Origin of the sequence: Pseudomonas sp. zfem003 (assembly GCF_032621675.1) — a bacterium.
In the GTDB taxonomy this organism is placed as follows: domain Bacteria; phylum Pseudomonadota; class Gammaproteobacteria; order Pseudomonadales; family Pseudomonadaceae; genus Metapseudomonas; species Metapseudomonas otitidis.
Map to the genome: position 1 here is coordinate 169,507 of NZ_JAVYJG010000005.1, position 16,631 is coordinate 186,137.

11 protein-coding genes are annotated in these 16,631 nt (G+C 68.2%); 9 read left to right on the forward strand and 2 right to left on the reverse strand.

What is annotated here, in order from left to right; all coding sequences use genetic code 11:
* Positions 1-36: 36 nt before the first annotated feature.
* A complete protein-coding gene (locus tag RTK35_RS12375) occupies positions 37-1,620 on the reverse strand; it encodes a peptide chain release factor 3 (protein WP_074971655.1) in 1,584 nt (527 codons plus the stop codon).
* A gap of 105 nt (positions 1,621-1,725) precedes the next feature.
* A complete protein-coding gene (locus RTK35_RS12380) occupies positions 1,726-3,000 on the reverse strand; it encodes a cation:proton antiporter (protein ID WP_172432758.1) in 1,275 nt (424 codons plus the stop codon).
* A 435-nt stretch (positions 3,001-3,435) separates the two neighbouring features.
* Between RTK35_RS12380 and RTK35_RS12385 the strand changes: the two genes are divergently transcribed.
* From RTK35_RS12385 to RTK35_RS12425, 9 genes are all read left to right on the forward strand, one after another.
* A complete protein-coding gene (locus RTK35_RS12385) occupies positions 3,436-4,599 on the forward strand; it encodes a type III PLP-dependent enzyme (RefSeq protein WP_069559804.1) in 1,164 nt (387 codons plus the stop codon).
* Positions 4,600-4,760: 161 nt separating this feature from the next.
* Positions 4,761-7,022 carry a TonB-dependent siderophore receptor gene (locus tag RTK35_RS12390; RefSeq protein ID WP_316908131.1) on the forward strand — a complete coding sequence of 754 codons (2,262 nt, stop codon included), beginning with the start codon at positions 4,761-4,763 and terminating at the stop codon, positions 7,020-7,022.
* Between the two features lie 128 nt (positions 7,023-7,150).
* Complete coding sequence (locus tag RTK35_RS12395) at positions 7,151-7,831, forward strand: Fe2+-dependent dioxygenase (RefSeq protein WP_316908132.1); 681 nt, start codon at positions 7,151-7,153, stop codon at positions 7,829-7,831.
* Between the two features lie 17 nt (positions 7,832-7,848).
* Positions 7,849-8,955 carry an alpha-hydroxy acid oxidase gene (locus tag RTK35_RS12400; RefSeq protein ID WP_316908133.1) on the forward strand — a complete coding sequence of 369 codons (1,107 nt, stop codon included), beginning with the start codon at positions 7,849-7,851 and terminating at the stop codon, positions 8,953-8,955.
* Between the two features lie 229 nt (positions 8,956-9,184).
* On the forward strand, positions 9,185-11,392 hold the full coding sequence (locus tag RTK35_RS12405) for a TonB-dependent siderophore receptor (RefSeq protein WP_316908134.1): 2,208 nt from the start codon (positions 9,185-9,187) through the stop codon (positions 11,390-11,392).
* Between the two features lie 182 nt (positions 11,393-11,574).
* Positions 11,575-14,139, forward strand: a complete 2,565-nt coding sequence (locus RTK35_RS12410) for a sulfite reductase flavoprotein subunit alpha (RefSeq protein WP_316908135.1) — start codon at positions 11,575-11,577, stop codon at positions 14,137-14,139.
* A gap of 133 nt (positions 14,140-14,272) precedes the next feature.
* The gene (locus RTK35_RS12415; RefSeq protein ID WP_044406919.1) at positions 14,273-15,019 is read left to right on the forward strand and encodes a 5-oxoprolinase subunit PxpA; all 747 of its coding nucleotides are present in this window, start codon (positions 14,273-14,275) and stop codon (positions 15,017-15,019) included.
* A complete protein-coding gene (gene pxpB, locus RTK35_RS12420) occupies positions 15,016-15,693 on the forward strand; it encodes a 5-oxoprolinase subunit PxpB (RefSeq protein WP_316908136.1) in 678 nt (225 codons plus the stop codon). The genes RTK35_RS12415 and pxpB overlap by 4 nt, the downstream gene beginning before the upstream one ends.
* A complete protein-coding gene (locus RTK35_RS12425; protein ID WP_316908137.1) occupies positions 15,690-16,619 on the forward strand; it encodes a biotin-dependent carboxyltransferase family protein in 930 nt (309 codons plus the stop codon). The genes pxpB and RTK35_RS12425 overlap by 4 nt, the downstream gene beginning before the upstream one ends.
* The last annotated feature ends 12 nt before the right edge of the window (positions 16,620-16,631 follow it).

The window sequence follows — 16,631 nt, forward strand, 5'->3', positions numbered from 1 at the left end:
CCGCCAGCGGGCGGCGCCTCCGTGCCGAGGGGCGAATCAGTGGTGCTCGCGGGTGGCGCGGAATTTCACGTCCGGCCAGCGCTCTTCCATCAGGCTGAGGTTCACGCGGGTCGGGGCCAGGTAGGTGAGGTGGCCACCGCCGTCCACGGCGAGGTTCTCGAAGGCCTTGTCCTGGAACTCCTTGAGCTTCTTCTCGTCCTTGCACTCGATCCAGCGTGCGGACCAGACGTTGATCGCCTCGTAGGCGCACTCGACCTTGTATTCCTCCTTCAGGCGGCTGGCGACCACGTCGAACTGCAGCACGCCCACGGCACCGAGGATGATGTCGTTGTTGCGCTCGGGGAAGAACACCTGGGTGGCGCCTTCCTCGGCCAGTTCCTGCAGGCCCTGCCGCAACTGCTTGGACTTCAGCGGGTCCTTCAGGCGCACGCGGCGGAACAGTTCCGGGGCGAAGTGCGGGATGCCGGTGAAGCCCAGGGCCTCGCCTTCGGTGAAGGTGTCGCCGATCTGGATGGTGCCGTGGTTGTGCAGGCCGATGATGTCGCCGGCGAAGGCCTCTTCCAGCTGCTCGCGCTCGCTGGAGAAGAAGGTCAGCGCATCGGCGATCTTCACGTCCTTGCCCAGACGCACGTGGCGCATCTTCATGCCCTTCTCGTACTTGCCCGAGCAGATGCGCATGAAGGCGATGCGGTCGCGGTGTTTCGGGTCCATGTTCGCCTGGATCTTGAACACGAAGCCGGAGAACTTCTCCTCGGTGGGCGCCACGGTGCGCTCGTGGGTGCCACGCTCAAGAGGCTGCGGCGCCCAGTCGACGATGCAGTCGAGCACCTGGTCGACACCGAAGTTGCCCAGCGCGGTGCCGAAGAACACCGGGGTCATCTCGCCCTTGAGGAAGGCGTCCTTCTCGAAGACGTGGCAGGCGCCCTGCACCAGCTCCAGCTCTTCGAGGAAGTTGTCGTAGAGATCACCCAGGTGCGCGCGGGCCTCGTCGGAGTCCAGCTTCTCGATGACCTTGGTCTCGATGCGCTCATGACCGTGGCCCGGCACGTAGACGATGATCTTGTCCTCGGCCAGGTGGTACACGCCCTTGAAGTCCTTGTAGCAGCCGATCGGCCAGGTGATGGGCGCGGCCTTGATCTTCAGCACCGCCTCGATCTCGTCGAGCAGTTCGATGGGGTCGCGGATGTCGCGGTCCAGCTTGTTGATGAAGCTGACGATGGGCGTGTCGCGCAGGCGGCAGACTTCCATCAGCGCAATGGTGCGCGGCTCGACGCCCTTGCCGCCGTCGAGGACCATCAGCGCCGAGTCCACCGCGGTCAGGGTGCGGTAGGTGTCTTCGGAGAAGTCTTCGTGGCCGGGGGTGTCGAGCAGGTTGATCATGTGCTCGCGGTAGGGGAACTGCATCACCGAGGTGGTGATGGAGATGCCGCGCTGCTTCTCCATCTCCATCCAGTCGGAGGTGGCGTGACGGTCGGACTTTCGCGACTTCACGGTGCCGGCGACGGCAATCGCCTTGCCCATCAGCAGCAGCTTCTCGGTGATGGTGGTCTTACCGGCGTCCGGGTGGGAAATGATGGCGAAGGTGCGGCGTTTGGCGACTTCGGCGGCCTGGATGGTCATGGGTGCTTGCCTGGCTGGAAACGAGGGCGGGCAGGGAGCCCGGAAAAGCGCGGGATTATAGCGGATCGCCGGCTTCAGTAGAGGCCGGCGATCCGGTGTGCAGGGCTAGTGTTCGCCTTGCTCGCCGCGCGGCGCCTGGCCGGGGTAGATCCAGCGCACCAGCGAGCCGATCGACAGGCCCTGCACCAGGATCGACACCAGCACCACGATGTAGGTCAGGGTCAGCAGCAGGTCGCGCTCCTCGCCTGGCGGCAGCGACAGCGCCAGGGCCACCGACACACCGCCGCGCAGGCCGCACCAGGTGAGGATGCGGATCGCGCCACGGGGCACCTGGCGACGGCCTAGGGCCTTCTGCCGCAGCAGGACGATGGCCGGTGCCAGGGTCAGCAGGCGCGACAGCTGCACCGATGCCCCCAGGGCCATGGCCGCCGCCACGTGCAGCCAGCTCAGCGGCAGCAACAGCAGCTCCAGGCCGATCAGCGCGAACAGCAGGGCGTTGAGGATCTCGTCGATCAGCTCCCAGAACTTGTCCAGGTAGCGGCGGGTCTCGTCCGACATGGCCAGGGTGCGGCCGTGGTTGCCGATGATCAGGCCCGCCACCACCATCGCCAGCGGCGCCGACACGTGCAGGTGGTTGGCCAGCGCCGCGCCACCGATCACCAGCGCCAGGGTCAGCATCACCTCCACCTGGTACTGGTCGATGCTGCGCATCATCAGGAACACCCCGTAGCCCAGGGCCGCGCCGAACAGCACGCCGCCCACCGCCTCGTGCAGGAACATCCCGGCCACGCCGGCCACCGTGGGCGCCTCGCCCAGGTTCAGCACGCTCAGCAGGATGGCGAACACCACCACCGCCGTGCCGTCGTTGAACAGCGACTCGCCGACGATGGTGGTCGCCAGCGGCTTCGGCGCCCCGGCGGACTTGAGGATGCCCAGCACCGCGATGGGGTCGGTGGGGGAGATCAGCGCACCGAACAGCAGGCAATAGATGAAGTCCACCTGCCAGCCGAACAGCCCGAAGCTGTAGTACGCCAGCAGCGCCACCGCGAGGGTGGACACCAGCACACCGGCGGTGGCCAGCAGGCCGATGGGCCACTTGTAGCTGTGCAGGTCGCGCAGGTCCACGTGCAGCGCACCGGCGAACAGCAGCGCGGGGAGGAACCAGGTCATCAGCACCGAGGAGAAGTCGATGCGCCGCAGCAGCTCGCGGGACTCCTCGTGGAGGATCGGGTAGCCCAGCTCGGACAGGCCGATGGCGATGGCCGAGAACAGCAGCGCCGTGGCCATGATGCCGATGGTCGGCGGCAGCCGGGTGAAGCGGTAGTTGAGGTAGGTGATGAAGGTGGTGAAGACGATGAAGCTGGCGGCGAGATCGAGCATGCGACTCCTTCGTGTGGGCCTGTCCATGGGGGAAGTCGGGAAGGATACGGAACGCGTTCCGCCAGGCCAACGCAAAATCCGTGAAGGGGCTCAAGAACGCGGTTTTGTGCAGCATTCCGGACGCTTCGTTGAGGATAAAAAACAATCAACCACGCAAGCGACAATCGGATGCGAAACGGCGGCATTTTCTGGTTGCCATGTAGGACATGCAGTCCTAAAGTGCGCGCCCGAACGTCCATGCTGGAAACGATCCATCCGGCTCAAGTACTGACGACGAGAGGTTACCGGCGCCCTTGCCCGGTACCGGTGATGCTCGGCGACATGCCTTGGGAAGTAGGCGAACCAAAGTGGGGAAACTGTCAGGCGTTCGCGGTTTCGTATGTCACGAAACCACTCCACCTTTTCAGAACCGTTCAGCCATTTGGAGTCCCTAGCATGTCGATCAAGGTCGAAGACTATTTCGCACCCGCCACTTTCCAGCGCATGAAGGCCTTTGCCGATCAGCACGAGACCCCCTTCGTGGTGATCGACAAGCAGACCATCGCCGACTCCTACGACCAGCTGGTCAGCTGCTTCCCCTTCGCCAAGATCTACTACGCGGTGAAGGCCAACCCGGCCACCGAGATCACCGAGCTGCTGCGCGAGAAGGGCTCCAACTTCGACATCGCCTCCATCTATGAGCTGGACAAGGTGATGAAGACCGGCGTCGGCCCGGAGCGTATCAGCTACGGCAACACCATCAAGAAAGCACGCGACATCCGCTACTTCTACGAGAAGGGCGTGCGCCTGTTCGCCACCGACTCCGAGGCCGACCTGCGCAACATCGCCAAGGCCGCCCCCGGCGCCAAGGTCTACGTGCGCATCCTCACCGAGGGCTCCACCTCCGCCGACTGGCCGCTGTCGCGCAAGTTCGGCTGCAACCCGGACATGGCGCTGGACCTGCTGATCCTCGCCAAGCAACTGGGCCTGGACCCCTACGGCGTGTCCTTCCACGTCGGCAGCCAGCAGCGCGACATCGACGTCTGGGACGCCGCCATCGCCAAGGTCAAGGTGATCTTCGAGCGCCTGAAGGAAGAGGACGGCATCACCCTGAAGATGATCAACATGGGCGGCGGCTTCCCGGCCAACTACATCCAGCGCACCAACAGCCTGGAGACCTACGCCGAGGAGATCACCCGCTTCCTCAAGGAAGACTTCGGTGACGAACTGCCGGAGATCATCCTTGAGCCGGGCCGCTCCCTGATCGCCAACGCCGGCATCCTCGTCAGCGAAGTGGTACTGGTGGCGCGCAAGTCCCGCACCGCCGTCGAGCGCTGGGTCTACACCGACGTGGGCAAGTTCTCCGGCCTGATCGAAACCATGGACGAATCCATCAAGTTCCCCATCTGGACCGAGAAGAAAGGCGAAATGGAAGAAGTGGTCATCGCCGGCCCCACCTGCGACAGCGCCGACATCATGTACGAGAACTACAAGTACGGCCTGCCGCTGAACCTGGCCAGCGGTGACCGCCTCTACTGGCTCTCCACCGGTGCCTACACCACCAGCTACAGCGCGGTGGAATTCAACGGCTTCCCGCCGCTGAAGTCCTACTACCTGTAAGGGCTTCACCCCGGCAAAGCCCGCCTTCACGGCGGGCTTTGTCGTTTTCGTGTAGGTGGAATCCGTTTGCCGCAAGGGCATTTCCCAAGCGTGCTTTTGCGGATGTTCATGAGAATCCTTATCAAATAGGTTGCCTCCCCTCACCACCGGGAGGACCTTCCATGAAACGCCTTGCCCTGCGCCCGCAACCGGGCCCACGCACCCTGCTCGCCGTCGGCATCGGCCTGGCCGCCGGCCCCCTCGTCGCCGCCGAGCCACCGCGCAGCAATGCCGGCCTGGAACTGGAGACACTGCACGTCGAAGAGCGGCGCAGCGACGGCTACCGCACCGAGCGCTCCGCCTCGGCGAAGAACGCCGTGCCCCTGCTCGACACCCCCCAGACCATCACCGTGGTGCCCGCCGAAGTGATGCGCGACCAGCAGGCTCTGAGCCTGCGCGAGGTGCTCTCCAACGTCTCCGGCATCACCTTCAACGCCGGGGAGGGCGGTGGCGGCTCGGGGGACAACCTCAACATCCGTGGCTTCTCCGCCAGCACCAACCTGCAGATCGACGGCCTGCGCGACAGCGCCCAGAACAATCGCACCGACACCTTCAACATCGAGCAGGTGGAGGTCATCAAGGGCCCCAACTCGGTGTTCGGCGGCGCCGGCACCACCGGCGGCAGCGTCAACCAGATCAGCAAGCAGCCGGGCTTCGAAGCCTTCAGCCGGCTCGGCCTGGGCCTGGGCAGCGACCACTACCGGCGCCTTACCCTGGACACCAACCAGCCCCTGCAGGAGCTGGGCAGCGGCAGTGCCTTCCGCCTCAACCTCATGGCCCACGACGACGAGATCCCCGGCCGCAAGCGCCTGGAACGCGAGCGCTGGGGCATCGCCCCCTCGCTGCTGCTGGGCCTGGGCGAGGACACCAGCCTGACGCTGAGCTACTTCCACCAGCGCGACGACAACGACCCGGACTACGGGGTCCCGGCCTTCGACGGCAAACGCGTGGCCGGGGTCAAGCGCAACGCCTACTTCGGCTGGCGCAACCTCGACCGCGAGCGCATCGACAGCGACGCCTTCACCGTGCGCCTGGAGCACCGCTTCAATGACCAGCTGAGCCTGCAGAACCTCACCCGCTACAGCGAGGTGGAGCGCGACACGGTGATCTCCGCCGCCCACATCAACCTCGACCGCCGCCGCGGTAGTGGTGCGCCGGGCCCCGTCCTCGCCCCCGGCCAGTACCTGCCCGCCGGCCCCCAGGCCTACGGCCGCGACGTCACCAGCCGCATGTGGATCAACCAGACCAACGTCACCGCCGAGTTCGACACCCTCGGCATCGGCCACACCCTGGTGACCGGCGCGGAGTTCTCCCGCGAGACCTACCACCGCACCACCTATGACTACGGCCTGAAGTTCCCCGACGAGGGTTACCCCCTGGCCGATCCGCCCGGCTACTGGAGCGGGCCGGCCCAGCGAAGCAACTCCGGCTACCTCGCCACCCGCCTGTACGACCGCGCCCTGTACGCCTTCGACACCCTGGCCCTGAACCCGCAGTGGGACCTCAACCTCGGCCTGCGCTACGACTGGCTCGACGGCGACGCTGACGACTACAAGCTCACCAAAGGCAACTGGGTGGCCACCGACAACCGCTCCAGCGACGAGCACCTCAGCGGCCGTGCCGGGCTGGTCTACAAACCGGTGGAGAACGGGCGCTTCTACCTGGCCTACGGCACCTCCTTCAACCCCAGTGCGGAGAACATCGCCACTAATGGTGCCGGCCTCAGCGCCGCCACCGAGAAGCTCGACCCGGAGAAGAACCGCACCTGGGAACTGGGCACCAAGTGGGAGCTGCTGGAACGGCGCCTGCAGCTGGACGCCGCGCTGTTCCGCGTCGAGAAGCTCAACGCCCGCACCCAGCTCACCGACGGCACCACCATCCTCGCCGGCAACCAACGTGTGCAGGGGCTGGAGCTGGGGCTGACCGGCGAACTCAACGAGCGCTGGAAGGTGTTCAGCACCTTCACCTTCATGGACAGCGAGACCCTCAAGGCCGTCAACGAGCGCGTCGGCGTTTCGGCCAAGGGTCAGGCCCTGGCCAACACCCCGCCGCAGTCGTTCAACCTCTGGTCCACCTACGACTTCGACGGTGGCTGGCGCGTCGGCTACGGTGCGCGCTACGTCAGCCAGCGCAACCTCACCGCCAGCGACGACGGCGTCAAGCTCGCTGCCTACTGGGTCCACAGCGCCATGCTCGGCTACCGGGTCAGCGACTCCTTCGACCTGCAGCTGAACCTGGACAACCTGTTCGACCGCCAGTACGTCGAGCGCGTCCGCACCCAGCTCGGCACCCAGCAGGGCACAGGCAGCACCGGCGCCCGCTCCTCCGCCATCGAGTACGGCGACGCCCGCGCCGCCACCCTCAACGCCACCCTGTCGTTCTGACGGCCCCGCCGCGCCTGCGGGCGCGGCGCTTTGTCCCGGTTCCTTGGCTGCCGGCAGGCGAGTAAGATGAGCGCCTCATTTGCGAACGCTTATCAGCAGCCTTTGTTCGGCCCGGGAGGGTAGCCCGCGTGATGTTCCATATCCCCGACGTCCTCACCGCCGACGAAGTGCGCCAGTGCCGCGAAGCCCTGGAGCGCGCCGCCTGGGTGGACGGACGCAGCACCGCCGGGCACATGGCCGTGCGCAGCAAGGACAACCAGCAACTGGCCCCGGACGACCCCCTGGCGCAGCAGATCGGCGACTTCATCGTCGACCGCCTCGGCAGCCACCCGCAGTTCATCGCCGCCGCCCTGCCGCTCAAGGTGCTGCCGCCACGCTTCAACCGCTACAGCGGCGGCGGCACCTACGGCAACCACATCGACAACGCCATCTTCAGCGTCCCCGGCACCCACCACCGGGTGCGCAGCGACCTGTCCGCCACCCTGTTCTTCTGTGACCCGGACGACTACGAAGGCGGCGAACTGGTGGTGGAAGACACCTACGGCAGCCACCGGGTCAAGCTGCCCGCCGGCCACCTGGTGCTCTACCCCGGCAGCAGCCTGCACCGCGTCGAACCGGTCACCCGTGGCGCGCGGTTGGCCGCCTTCTTCTGGATCCAGAGCCTGGTGCGCGAGGACAACCAGCGCGCCATGCTGCTGGAGCTGGACAGTGCCATCCAGCAGCTCGGCCAGAGCGTGCCCGAGCACCCTGCGCTGGTGCAGCTCTCCGGCGTCTACCACAACCTGTTGCGGCACTGGTCGACCACCTGAGACCCGAGGAACGCCCCATGAGCCTGCCGCCGTTGCCGCGGATTCCCGCCGAGATCGCCGCCGTCGGCGACTACGAGGCCTTCGCCCGTGAACGCATGAGCCCCGCCGCCTGGGCCTACCTCAGCGGCGGCGCGGCGGACGAGCAGACCCTGGCCGACAACCTCGCCGCGTTCCGCCGCGTGCGCCTGCTCAACCGCGTGCTGGAAGACCTGGGCAGCGGCGACACCCGCGTGCAGCTCGGCGACCTGACGCTGGACTACCCCATCCTGCTGGCCCCGGTGGCCTTCCAGCGCCTGGCCCACCCGGACGGCGAACTGGCCAGCGCCCTCGGCGCCTCGGCCATGGGCGCCGCCCTGGTGGTCAGCACCCAGGCCAGCGTCAGCCTCGAAGCCATCGCCCAGGCCGCCCAGGCGCCCCTCTGGTTCCAGCTCTACATCCAGGCGGACCGCGACTTCACCCGCGAGCTGGTGCGGCGCGCCGAAGCCGCCGGCTACCGCGGCCTGATGGTCACCGTGGACGCCCCGGTGAACGGCCTGCGCAACCGCGAGCAGCGTGCCGGCTTCCAACTGCCCGAGGGCATCGAGGCGGTGAACCTGCGGGGCATGCGCACACTGCCCCCCAGCGTGGCCCAACCCGGCGCCAGCCCGCTGTTCGGCAGCACCCTGCTGCAGCACGCGCCCACCTGGCGCGACCTGGAATGGCTGCAATCCCTGACGCACCTGCCGGTGTGGGTGAAAGGCGTGATGAACCCCCTCGACGCCGTGCGCGCGGTGGAGCAGGGCGTGGCCGGCATCGTCGTGTCCAACCATGGCGGACGCACCCTCGACGGCCTGCCGGCGACGCTGGACGTGCTGCCAGCCATCGCCGAGGCCGTGGGCGGGCGCGTGCCCCTGATCCTCGACGGCGGTGTGCGGCGCGGCAGCGACGTGTTCAAGGCCCTGGCCCTGGGCGCCCGCGCGGTCATGGTGGGGCGGCCCTACGTCCAGGCCCTGGCCACGGCCGGTGCTTCCGGCGTCGCCCACGTGCTGCACCTGCTGCGCACCGAGCTGGAGGTGACCATGGCGCTCACCGGCTGCACCCACCTGGCCGCCATCGACCCTTCGCGGCTCTGGCCAAACCCCTGACATTCGTACGGCACCGTTGCCCTTTCATGGCTGGACGCCCCAGGCGGATCGGCGTGGAACGCGCACGTTCGATTCTTCTTGTGCCGGTTTTGGCAATGTTCGAAGCTTGATTCTCTTTGTAGGGTTTTTCCGAGTTTTGTAAAGATTGTGTAAAGATGAGTGGGTAAATATTTACTGATAAACATTCGCAAATAGAATCGCGCCCCATCTTCACTGGGGAGTGATTCTTATGAGCAACAAGAACGGCCTGCCGCAACGCGCACTGCTGGCTTCCGCCATCGGCCTGGTTTCCGCCTCGGCCAGCGGCCTCGCCCTGGCGGCGGACTCGAACAAACTCGAACTCGGCACCGTCAACGTCGACGGCAAGGCCGAGAAGACCTACAAGGTCACCGAGTCGGCCTCCGCCAAGTACACCGCACCGCTGCTGGACACCCCGCAGACCGTTACCGTCGTCCCCAAGGAGATCATCCAGGAGCAGCAGGCCCTGAGCCTGCGCCAGGTGCTCTCCAACGTTTCCGGCATCACCTTCAACGCCGGCGAGGGCGGTGGCGGCTCCGGTGACAGCATCAACATCCGTGGCTTCTCCGCCAACAGCAACATCCAGATCGACGGCCTGCGCGACAGCGCCCAGACCAGCCGCACCGACACCTTCAACATCGAGCAGGTCGAGGTCATCAAGGGCCCGAACTCGGTGTTCGGCGGCGCCGGCACCACCGGCGGCAGCATCAACCTCATCAGCAAGCAGCCCATGGGCCGCGCCTTCACCCGCATCGGCGCGGGCCTGGGTACCGACAACTACCACCGCCTGACCCTGGACACCAACCAGCCGCTGGAAGAGCTCGGCACCGACAGCGCCTTCCGCCTGAACCTGATGGCCCATGAGAACGACGTCCCCGGCCGCGACCAGATCGACCGCGAGCGCTGGGGTGTCGCCCCGTCCCTGCGCCTGGGCTTCAGCGACGCCACCCGCCTGACCCTCAGCGCCTTCCACCAGACCGACGACAACCTGCCCGACTACGGCGTACCGGCCCTGGACGGCAAGAAGCTGGCCGGCGTCGACCGCAACGACTACTTCGGCTGGAAGAACCTGGACAAGGAAGAAATCGAGCAGAACGCGTTCACCGCCAACCTCGAACACGACTTCAACGAAAACCTGCGCCTGCAGAACCTGACCCGCTACAGCCGCGTGGACCGCGACACCGTGGTGTCCGCCTCCCACGTCAACCTGACCGGCGTACCCGCCGGCAACTACAAGCCCGCCGGCCCGCAGGCCTACGGCCGTGATGCCACCACCGAGCTGTGGATCAACCAGACCAACCTGCGCATCAGTGCCGATACCGCCGGCCTGCACCACGAGATCGTCACCGGCGCGGAAATCTCCCGCGAGGAGTACGCACTCAAGACCTACAACCACGGCCTGGGCACCGCTGCTGCTCCGTATCCGAACACCGGCTTCGGCGTTTCCAACCCGCCCGGCTACTGGAGCGGTCCGGTCGCCAAGGCCACCACCGGCTACACCGAGAACACGCTGGACAACAAGGCGGTGTACGTCTTCGACACCATCGCCCTGAACGAGCAGTGGGACCTGAACATGGGCCTGCGCTACGACTGGTTCGACGGCAAGAGCAAGACCTTCTCCGGCACCAAGGCGCAGACCGGCAGCTTCTCCTCCAACGACAAGAAGCTCAGCAGCCGCGCCGGCCTGGTCTACAAACCGGTGGAGAACGGCCGCTTCTACGTGGCCTGGGGCAACTCCTTCAACCCGAGTGCCGAGAGCATCGCCTCCAGCGGTGGCGGCCTGAGCGCCCTGACCGAGAACCTGGACCCGGAGAAGAACGAGACCTGGGAGCTGGGCACCAAGTGGGAACTGCTGGCCGGCCGCCTCGAACTGGACGGCGCGCTGTTCCGCGTCGACAAGACCAACGCCCGCGAAACCATGGCCGACGGCTCCACCCAACTGGCCGGCAAGCAGCGCGTGCAGGGTGTCGAACTGGGCGTGACCGGCCACATCAGCGAGCGCTGGGACGTCTTCGCCAACTACACCTTCCTCGACAGCGAGACGCTCAAGGCCGCCGACACCGCCGCCGGCATCGCCCGTGAAGGCCAGGCGCTGGGCAACACCCCGCCGCGTTCGCTGAACCTGTGGACCACCTACGAGCTGCCCGCCGGCTGGACCCTGGGCTACGGCGCCCGCTACGTCAGCGAGCGCAACGTCAGCTCCAGCACCACCGCCAAGCTGGACGCCTACTGGGTGCACAACGCCATGCTCGGCTACAAGGTCAACGAGAACCTCGACCTGCAGCTGAACGTCAACAACCTGTTCGACAAGGACTACGTGGAGCGCGTGCGCCAGCAGAACGGCACCAACGCCCGCTCGTCCGCCATCGAATACGGTGACGCCCGCTCGGCGATCCTCTCCGCCACCTACTCGTTCTGATGGGGGTTGGTCGTGAGCCGCGTCCTAGAGCGGCTCGCGGCCTGGCTGTAAATAAAAGGTAAAACTTCGGAATCGCGATCTAATGCATCAGGTTCTCAAATAGAATCGCCGCGTTCCGGCATGGTTGCCGTTCCGATCCAGCGATACGGCGGGCCGCCCGGCCCGCTCCCGAGGACTGACACGTGTTCAAGAAGATCCTGTTCCAGCTGCACTGGCTGCTCGGCATCAGTGCGGGCCTGGTGCTGTCCCTCATGGGCGTCACCGGCGCGGCCTACAGCTTCCAGGAGGAGATCCTCGAGCTGTTCAACCGCGACACCCTCCAGGTGGAGGTGCGCGAGGGCGGCGTGTTGCCCCCCGCCGAGCTGGTCAGCCGCATCGAAGCCGCCGCGGGCAAGACGGTCGCCGGCCTCTGGGTGCGCACCGAAGGCGGCGAAGCCGCACGGGTCTTCTTCACCCCGCCACCGGGCGAACGCCGTGGGCCCATGCGCTGGTTCGACCCCTACACCGGTGAACTGCTGGGCGAACCTTCCGGCGAGGCCTTCTTCGGCCTGATGCTGCAACTGCACCGCTTCCTCGCCATGGGCGAGACCGGCAACCAGATCACCGCCGCCAGCACCCTGGCCCTCATCTTCTTCTGCCTCTCCGGCCTCTACCTGCGCTGGCCGCGCCAGGCCGCGAGCTGGCGCGCCTGGCTGACCCTGGACTGGTCGCGCAAGGGCCGCAGCTTCAACTGGGACCTGCACGCCGTGGCCGGCACCTGGTGCCTGCTGCTGTACCTCCTGGCCGCGCTGACCGGCCTGTTCTGGTCCTACGAGTGGTACCGCGAAGGCCTCAACCGCCTGCTGGCCGACGCCCCCGCTGGGCAGCAGGGCAAGCCGGGCGAGCGCCGGGGCGAAGGCCGTGGCCGTCCCGGCGGCATGCAGGCCCCCGCCGGCCCGCCGCTGGTGGTGGACTACGACGCCGTATGGGCGAGCATCCGCGACGCCGCCGGCCCGGAGCTGAGCGCCTACAACCTGCGCCTGCCCCCGGTGGGCGGCCAGCCGGCCACCGTCTTCTTCCTGCTCAAGGACGCCGCCCACCCGCGCGCCCTCAACCAGATCACCCTCGACCCGGCCACCGGCGCCATCAGCCGGGTGGAGCGCTACACCGAGAAGAGCTTCAAGGCCCAGTTGCTCACCAGCGTCTATGCCCTGCACGTGGGCGAGTACTTCGGCCTGCCGGGGCGCATCCTGATGATGCTGGCGAGCCTGGCCATGCCCCTGTTCTTCATCACCGGCTGGCTGCTCTACCTCGACCGCCGCCGCAAGAAGCGCGCGGTACGGGCCGCCCGTGGCGACCTGGGCGGGCAGGGCGGGGCCGACGCCTGGCTGGTGGGGTTCGCCAGCCAGAGCGGCTTCGCCGAACAACTGGCCTGGCAGACCGCTGGCCAACTTCAGGCCGCCGGCGTGCCGGTGCGCGTGCAGTCCCTGGGCGAGCTGGATGCCGGACAACTGGCCCAGGCCCGCAACGCCCTGTTCGTGGTCAGCACCTTCGGTGACGGCGAGGCCCCCGACAGCGCCCGTGGCTTCGAGCGCCGTGTGCTCGGCCAGGCTTCGGCCCTGGGCGAGCTGCGCTACGCCGTGCTGGCCCTGGGGGATCGTCAGTATCAGCACTTCTGCGGCTTCGCCCACCGCCTGCAGGACTGGCTCGCCAACCAGGGCGCGCTGACCCTGTTCGACACCGTCGAGGTGGACAACGGCGACGGCCAGGCCATCCAGGCCTGGCAGCGGCACCTGGCGACGCTCTCCGGCAGTGACGTGGTGCCCACCTGGGAAGAGGCGCCCTTCGAGACCTGGACCCTGAGCGCCCGCGAGCACCTCAATCCCGGCAGCCAGGGCGCCTCCACCTGGCGACTGAGCCTGAGCGCCCCGGCAGGGGCTGCGGCCCAGTGGGAGGCGGGCGACCTGGTGGACATCCTGCCCTGCCAGGGCGAACCGGTGGTGGCCGCCTGGCTGGCGCGCCACGGCCTGGACGGCGAAGCGGCGGTGCAGCTCGACGGCCGCACCCTGCCGCTGCGCCAGGCGCTGGAAGGGCGCGTGCTGCCGGACAGCTTCGAGCACTTGGTAGGGCTGCACGCCCAGGCCCTGGTGGATGCCCTGGTTCCGCTCGCCCAGCGCCAGTACTCCATCGCCTCGTTGCCGGCCAACGGCACCCTGGAGCTGATCGTGCGCCAGGAAAGCCGCGCCGACGGCGCCCTCGGCATCGCCTCCGGCTGGCTCACCCACTACCTGCCGGTGGGCGCCCGGGTACCGCTGCGCCTGCGCCGCAACGCCCGCTTCCACCTGGCCGAAGCCGACACGCCGGCCATATTCATCGGCAACGGCACCGGCCTGGCCGGCCTGCGCAGCCTGCTGCAGGCCTCCATCCGCGCGGGCCGTCGCCGTAACTGGCTGCTGTTCGGCGAGCGCAACCAGGCCCACGACTTCTACTGCCGCGAAGAGATCGAAGGCTGGCTTGCGCGGGGCGAACTGGAGCGCCTGGACCTGGCCTTCTCCCGTGACCAGGCGCAGAAGGTCTACGTGCAGGACTGCCTGCGCGAGGCCGCCGACGAGGTGCGCGCCTGGGTCGAAGCGGGTGCCGTGTTCTACATCTGCGGCAGCCTGGAGGGCATGGCCGGCGGCGTGGATGCCGTGCTGCGCGAGGTCCTCGGCGACGAGGGCCTGGAGCGCCTGGCCAGCGAAGGGCGCTACCGCCGCGACGTGTACTGATCGCCAGGCCGGTTCCGCTGCCCGTACCTGGGCAGCGGAACCCCGGACTGACGTCCGGGCCACGGCGCTCCGCTGTGGATAACTGCACAAACGCCACCTCGCGTGGGGCGCACTCTGTCGCCATAATCACGCGATGAAAAATCGAATCCTGCTGAACTGCGACATGGGCGAAAGCTTCGGCGCCTGGACCCTGGGCGACGACGAACACGCCATGCCCCTGGTGGACCAGGCCAACCTGGCCTGCGGTTTCCACGCCTCCGACCCTCTCACCATGCTCAACACCGTCGAACTGGCGGTGGACCATGGCGTCACCATCGGCGCCCACCCGGCCTACCCGGACCTGGTGGGCTTCGGCCGGCGGCGCATGGAGCTGTCCCCCGAGGAGGTGCGCGCCGTGGTGCTGTACCAGATCGGCGCGCTGGACGCCTTCTGCCGCGCCGCCGGCACCCAGGTCGCCTACGTCAAGCCCCACGGTGCCCTGTACAACGACCTGGTGCGCAACGACGCCCTGCTCGAAGCGGTGCTCGACGCCTGCGCCAGCTACCGCAAGGGCCTGCCGCTGATGGTGCTGGCCCTGGCCGACAACCGCCGCGAGCTGCAACTGGCCGATGCCGCCGACGTGCCGCTGATGTTCGAAGCCTTCGCCGACCGCGCCTACCTCTCCGACGGCCAGCTCGCCCCCCGGCGCCTGCCCGACGCGGTGCACCGCGACCCCGAGCAGATCATCGACCAGGCGGTGGCCATCGCCCGGGGCGAGTCCTTCCCCGACATCGACGGCAAGCCGCTGCAACTGGTGGCCGACAGCCTCTGCGTACACGGCGACAACCCCGAATCCCTGGCGGTGCTGCGGCGCCTGCGAGCCCACCTGGACGCCTCATGATCCGCCTTGAGCCGGTCGGCGCCGAAGCCGTGCTGCTGGTGCTGGCCGACACCCCGGACGACCACCTGCCGCTGCGCATCGCCCGGCTTGCCGAGGCCATACGCCAGCGGCTCGGCCCGCAGCTCCGCGAGCTGGTGCCGGGCTGGACCACCCTGCTGCTGCACTACGACCTGCTGCTGACCGACCCCGCCCGGCTGGCCGACGACCTGGCGCCGTTGCTGGAGCAGTGGCAGTCGGCCCCGTCGCCTGACGAGCAGGGGCGTTTGCACCGTCTGCCGATCTGGTACGGCGGCGAGGACCTGGGCGCGGTGGCGGAGGCCTGTGGGCTGCGCCCCGGCCAGGTGATCGACCTGCACTGCGCGGTGGAATACCGCGTCGGCGCCATCGGGTTCGCCCCCGGCTTTGCCTACCTGGGCGGACTCGACGCCCGGCTCGCCCTGCCGCGCCGGGCCACCCCACGCACCCAGGTTCCTGCCGGCAGCCTGGCCATCGCCGAACGGCAGACGGCCATTTATCCACAGGCCTCCCCGGGCGGCTGGCACCTGTTGGGCCTGTGCCCGCAGCGCCTGTTCGACCCCGTCCAGGCGCCGCCTTGCCCGCTGGCGCTGGGGGATCGGGTGCGCTTCGAGCCCATCGACGAGGCCACCTACCGCCGCGAGTGCGTGGCGCCATGAGCGGCCTGCGCGTCATCAAGGCCGGGCCGCTGAGCCTGCTGCAGGACGGCGGCCGGCACGGCTGGCAGCACCTGGGCGTGTCCCCCTCGGGCCCCATGGACCGCCACGCTGCGGCCTGGGCCAACCGCCTGCTGGAGAACGCCCCGACGGCGCCGCTGCTGGAGATCGCCCTGGGCGGCGTCGAGCTGGAAAGCCTCGGCGACACCTGGCTGGCCCTCTGCGGGGCGGAGCTGCCCATCCAGCTGGACGGTGTGGTGCGGCCGAACTGGTCGCGCTTCCGCATGCGCGCCGGGCAGCGCCTCCGGCTCGGCTTCGCCCGCAGCGGCCAGCGCGCCTACCTGGCCATTGCCGGTGGCTTTGGCGTCGAGCCGGTGCTGGGCAGCGTCGCCTGCCAGGCCCGCGAAGGCCTGGGCGGGCTGGACGGCCGCGGCGCGCGCCTGGCCGACGGCGACCTGTTGCCGGGCGGGGGCGGGCAGTTCGCCCGTGGCGCCAGCGTCCCCTGGCCCTGGCAGCCGGACTACCGCGCCGAACGCCCGTTGCGGGTGATGCTGGGCGGTGACGCCGCGCTGTTCGCGCCCTCCGACGTGCAGGCCTTCTTCGCCCAGCCCTGGCAGCTCAGCCCGCAATCCGACCGCATGGGTGCCCGCCTCAAGGGCGAGCCGCTGAGCCCGCCCAAGCGCCAGTGGTCCCTCGGCGTGGTGCGCGGCACCGTGCAGGTGCCGCCCGACGGGCAACCGATCATCCTCCAGGCCGACCACCAGACCATGGGCGGCTACCCCATCCTCGGCTGGCTCCACCCCCGCGACTGCGACCGCCTGGCCCAATGCAGCGCCCACCAGGCGCTGCGCTTCGAGCCTGTGGATATCCCCACCGCCCAGGCCGACCTGCGCCAGTTCCGCCGCTTCTTCGAACCCGCAAAACAGTAGATACCGTCTTGA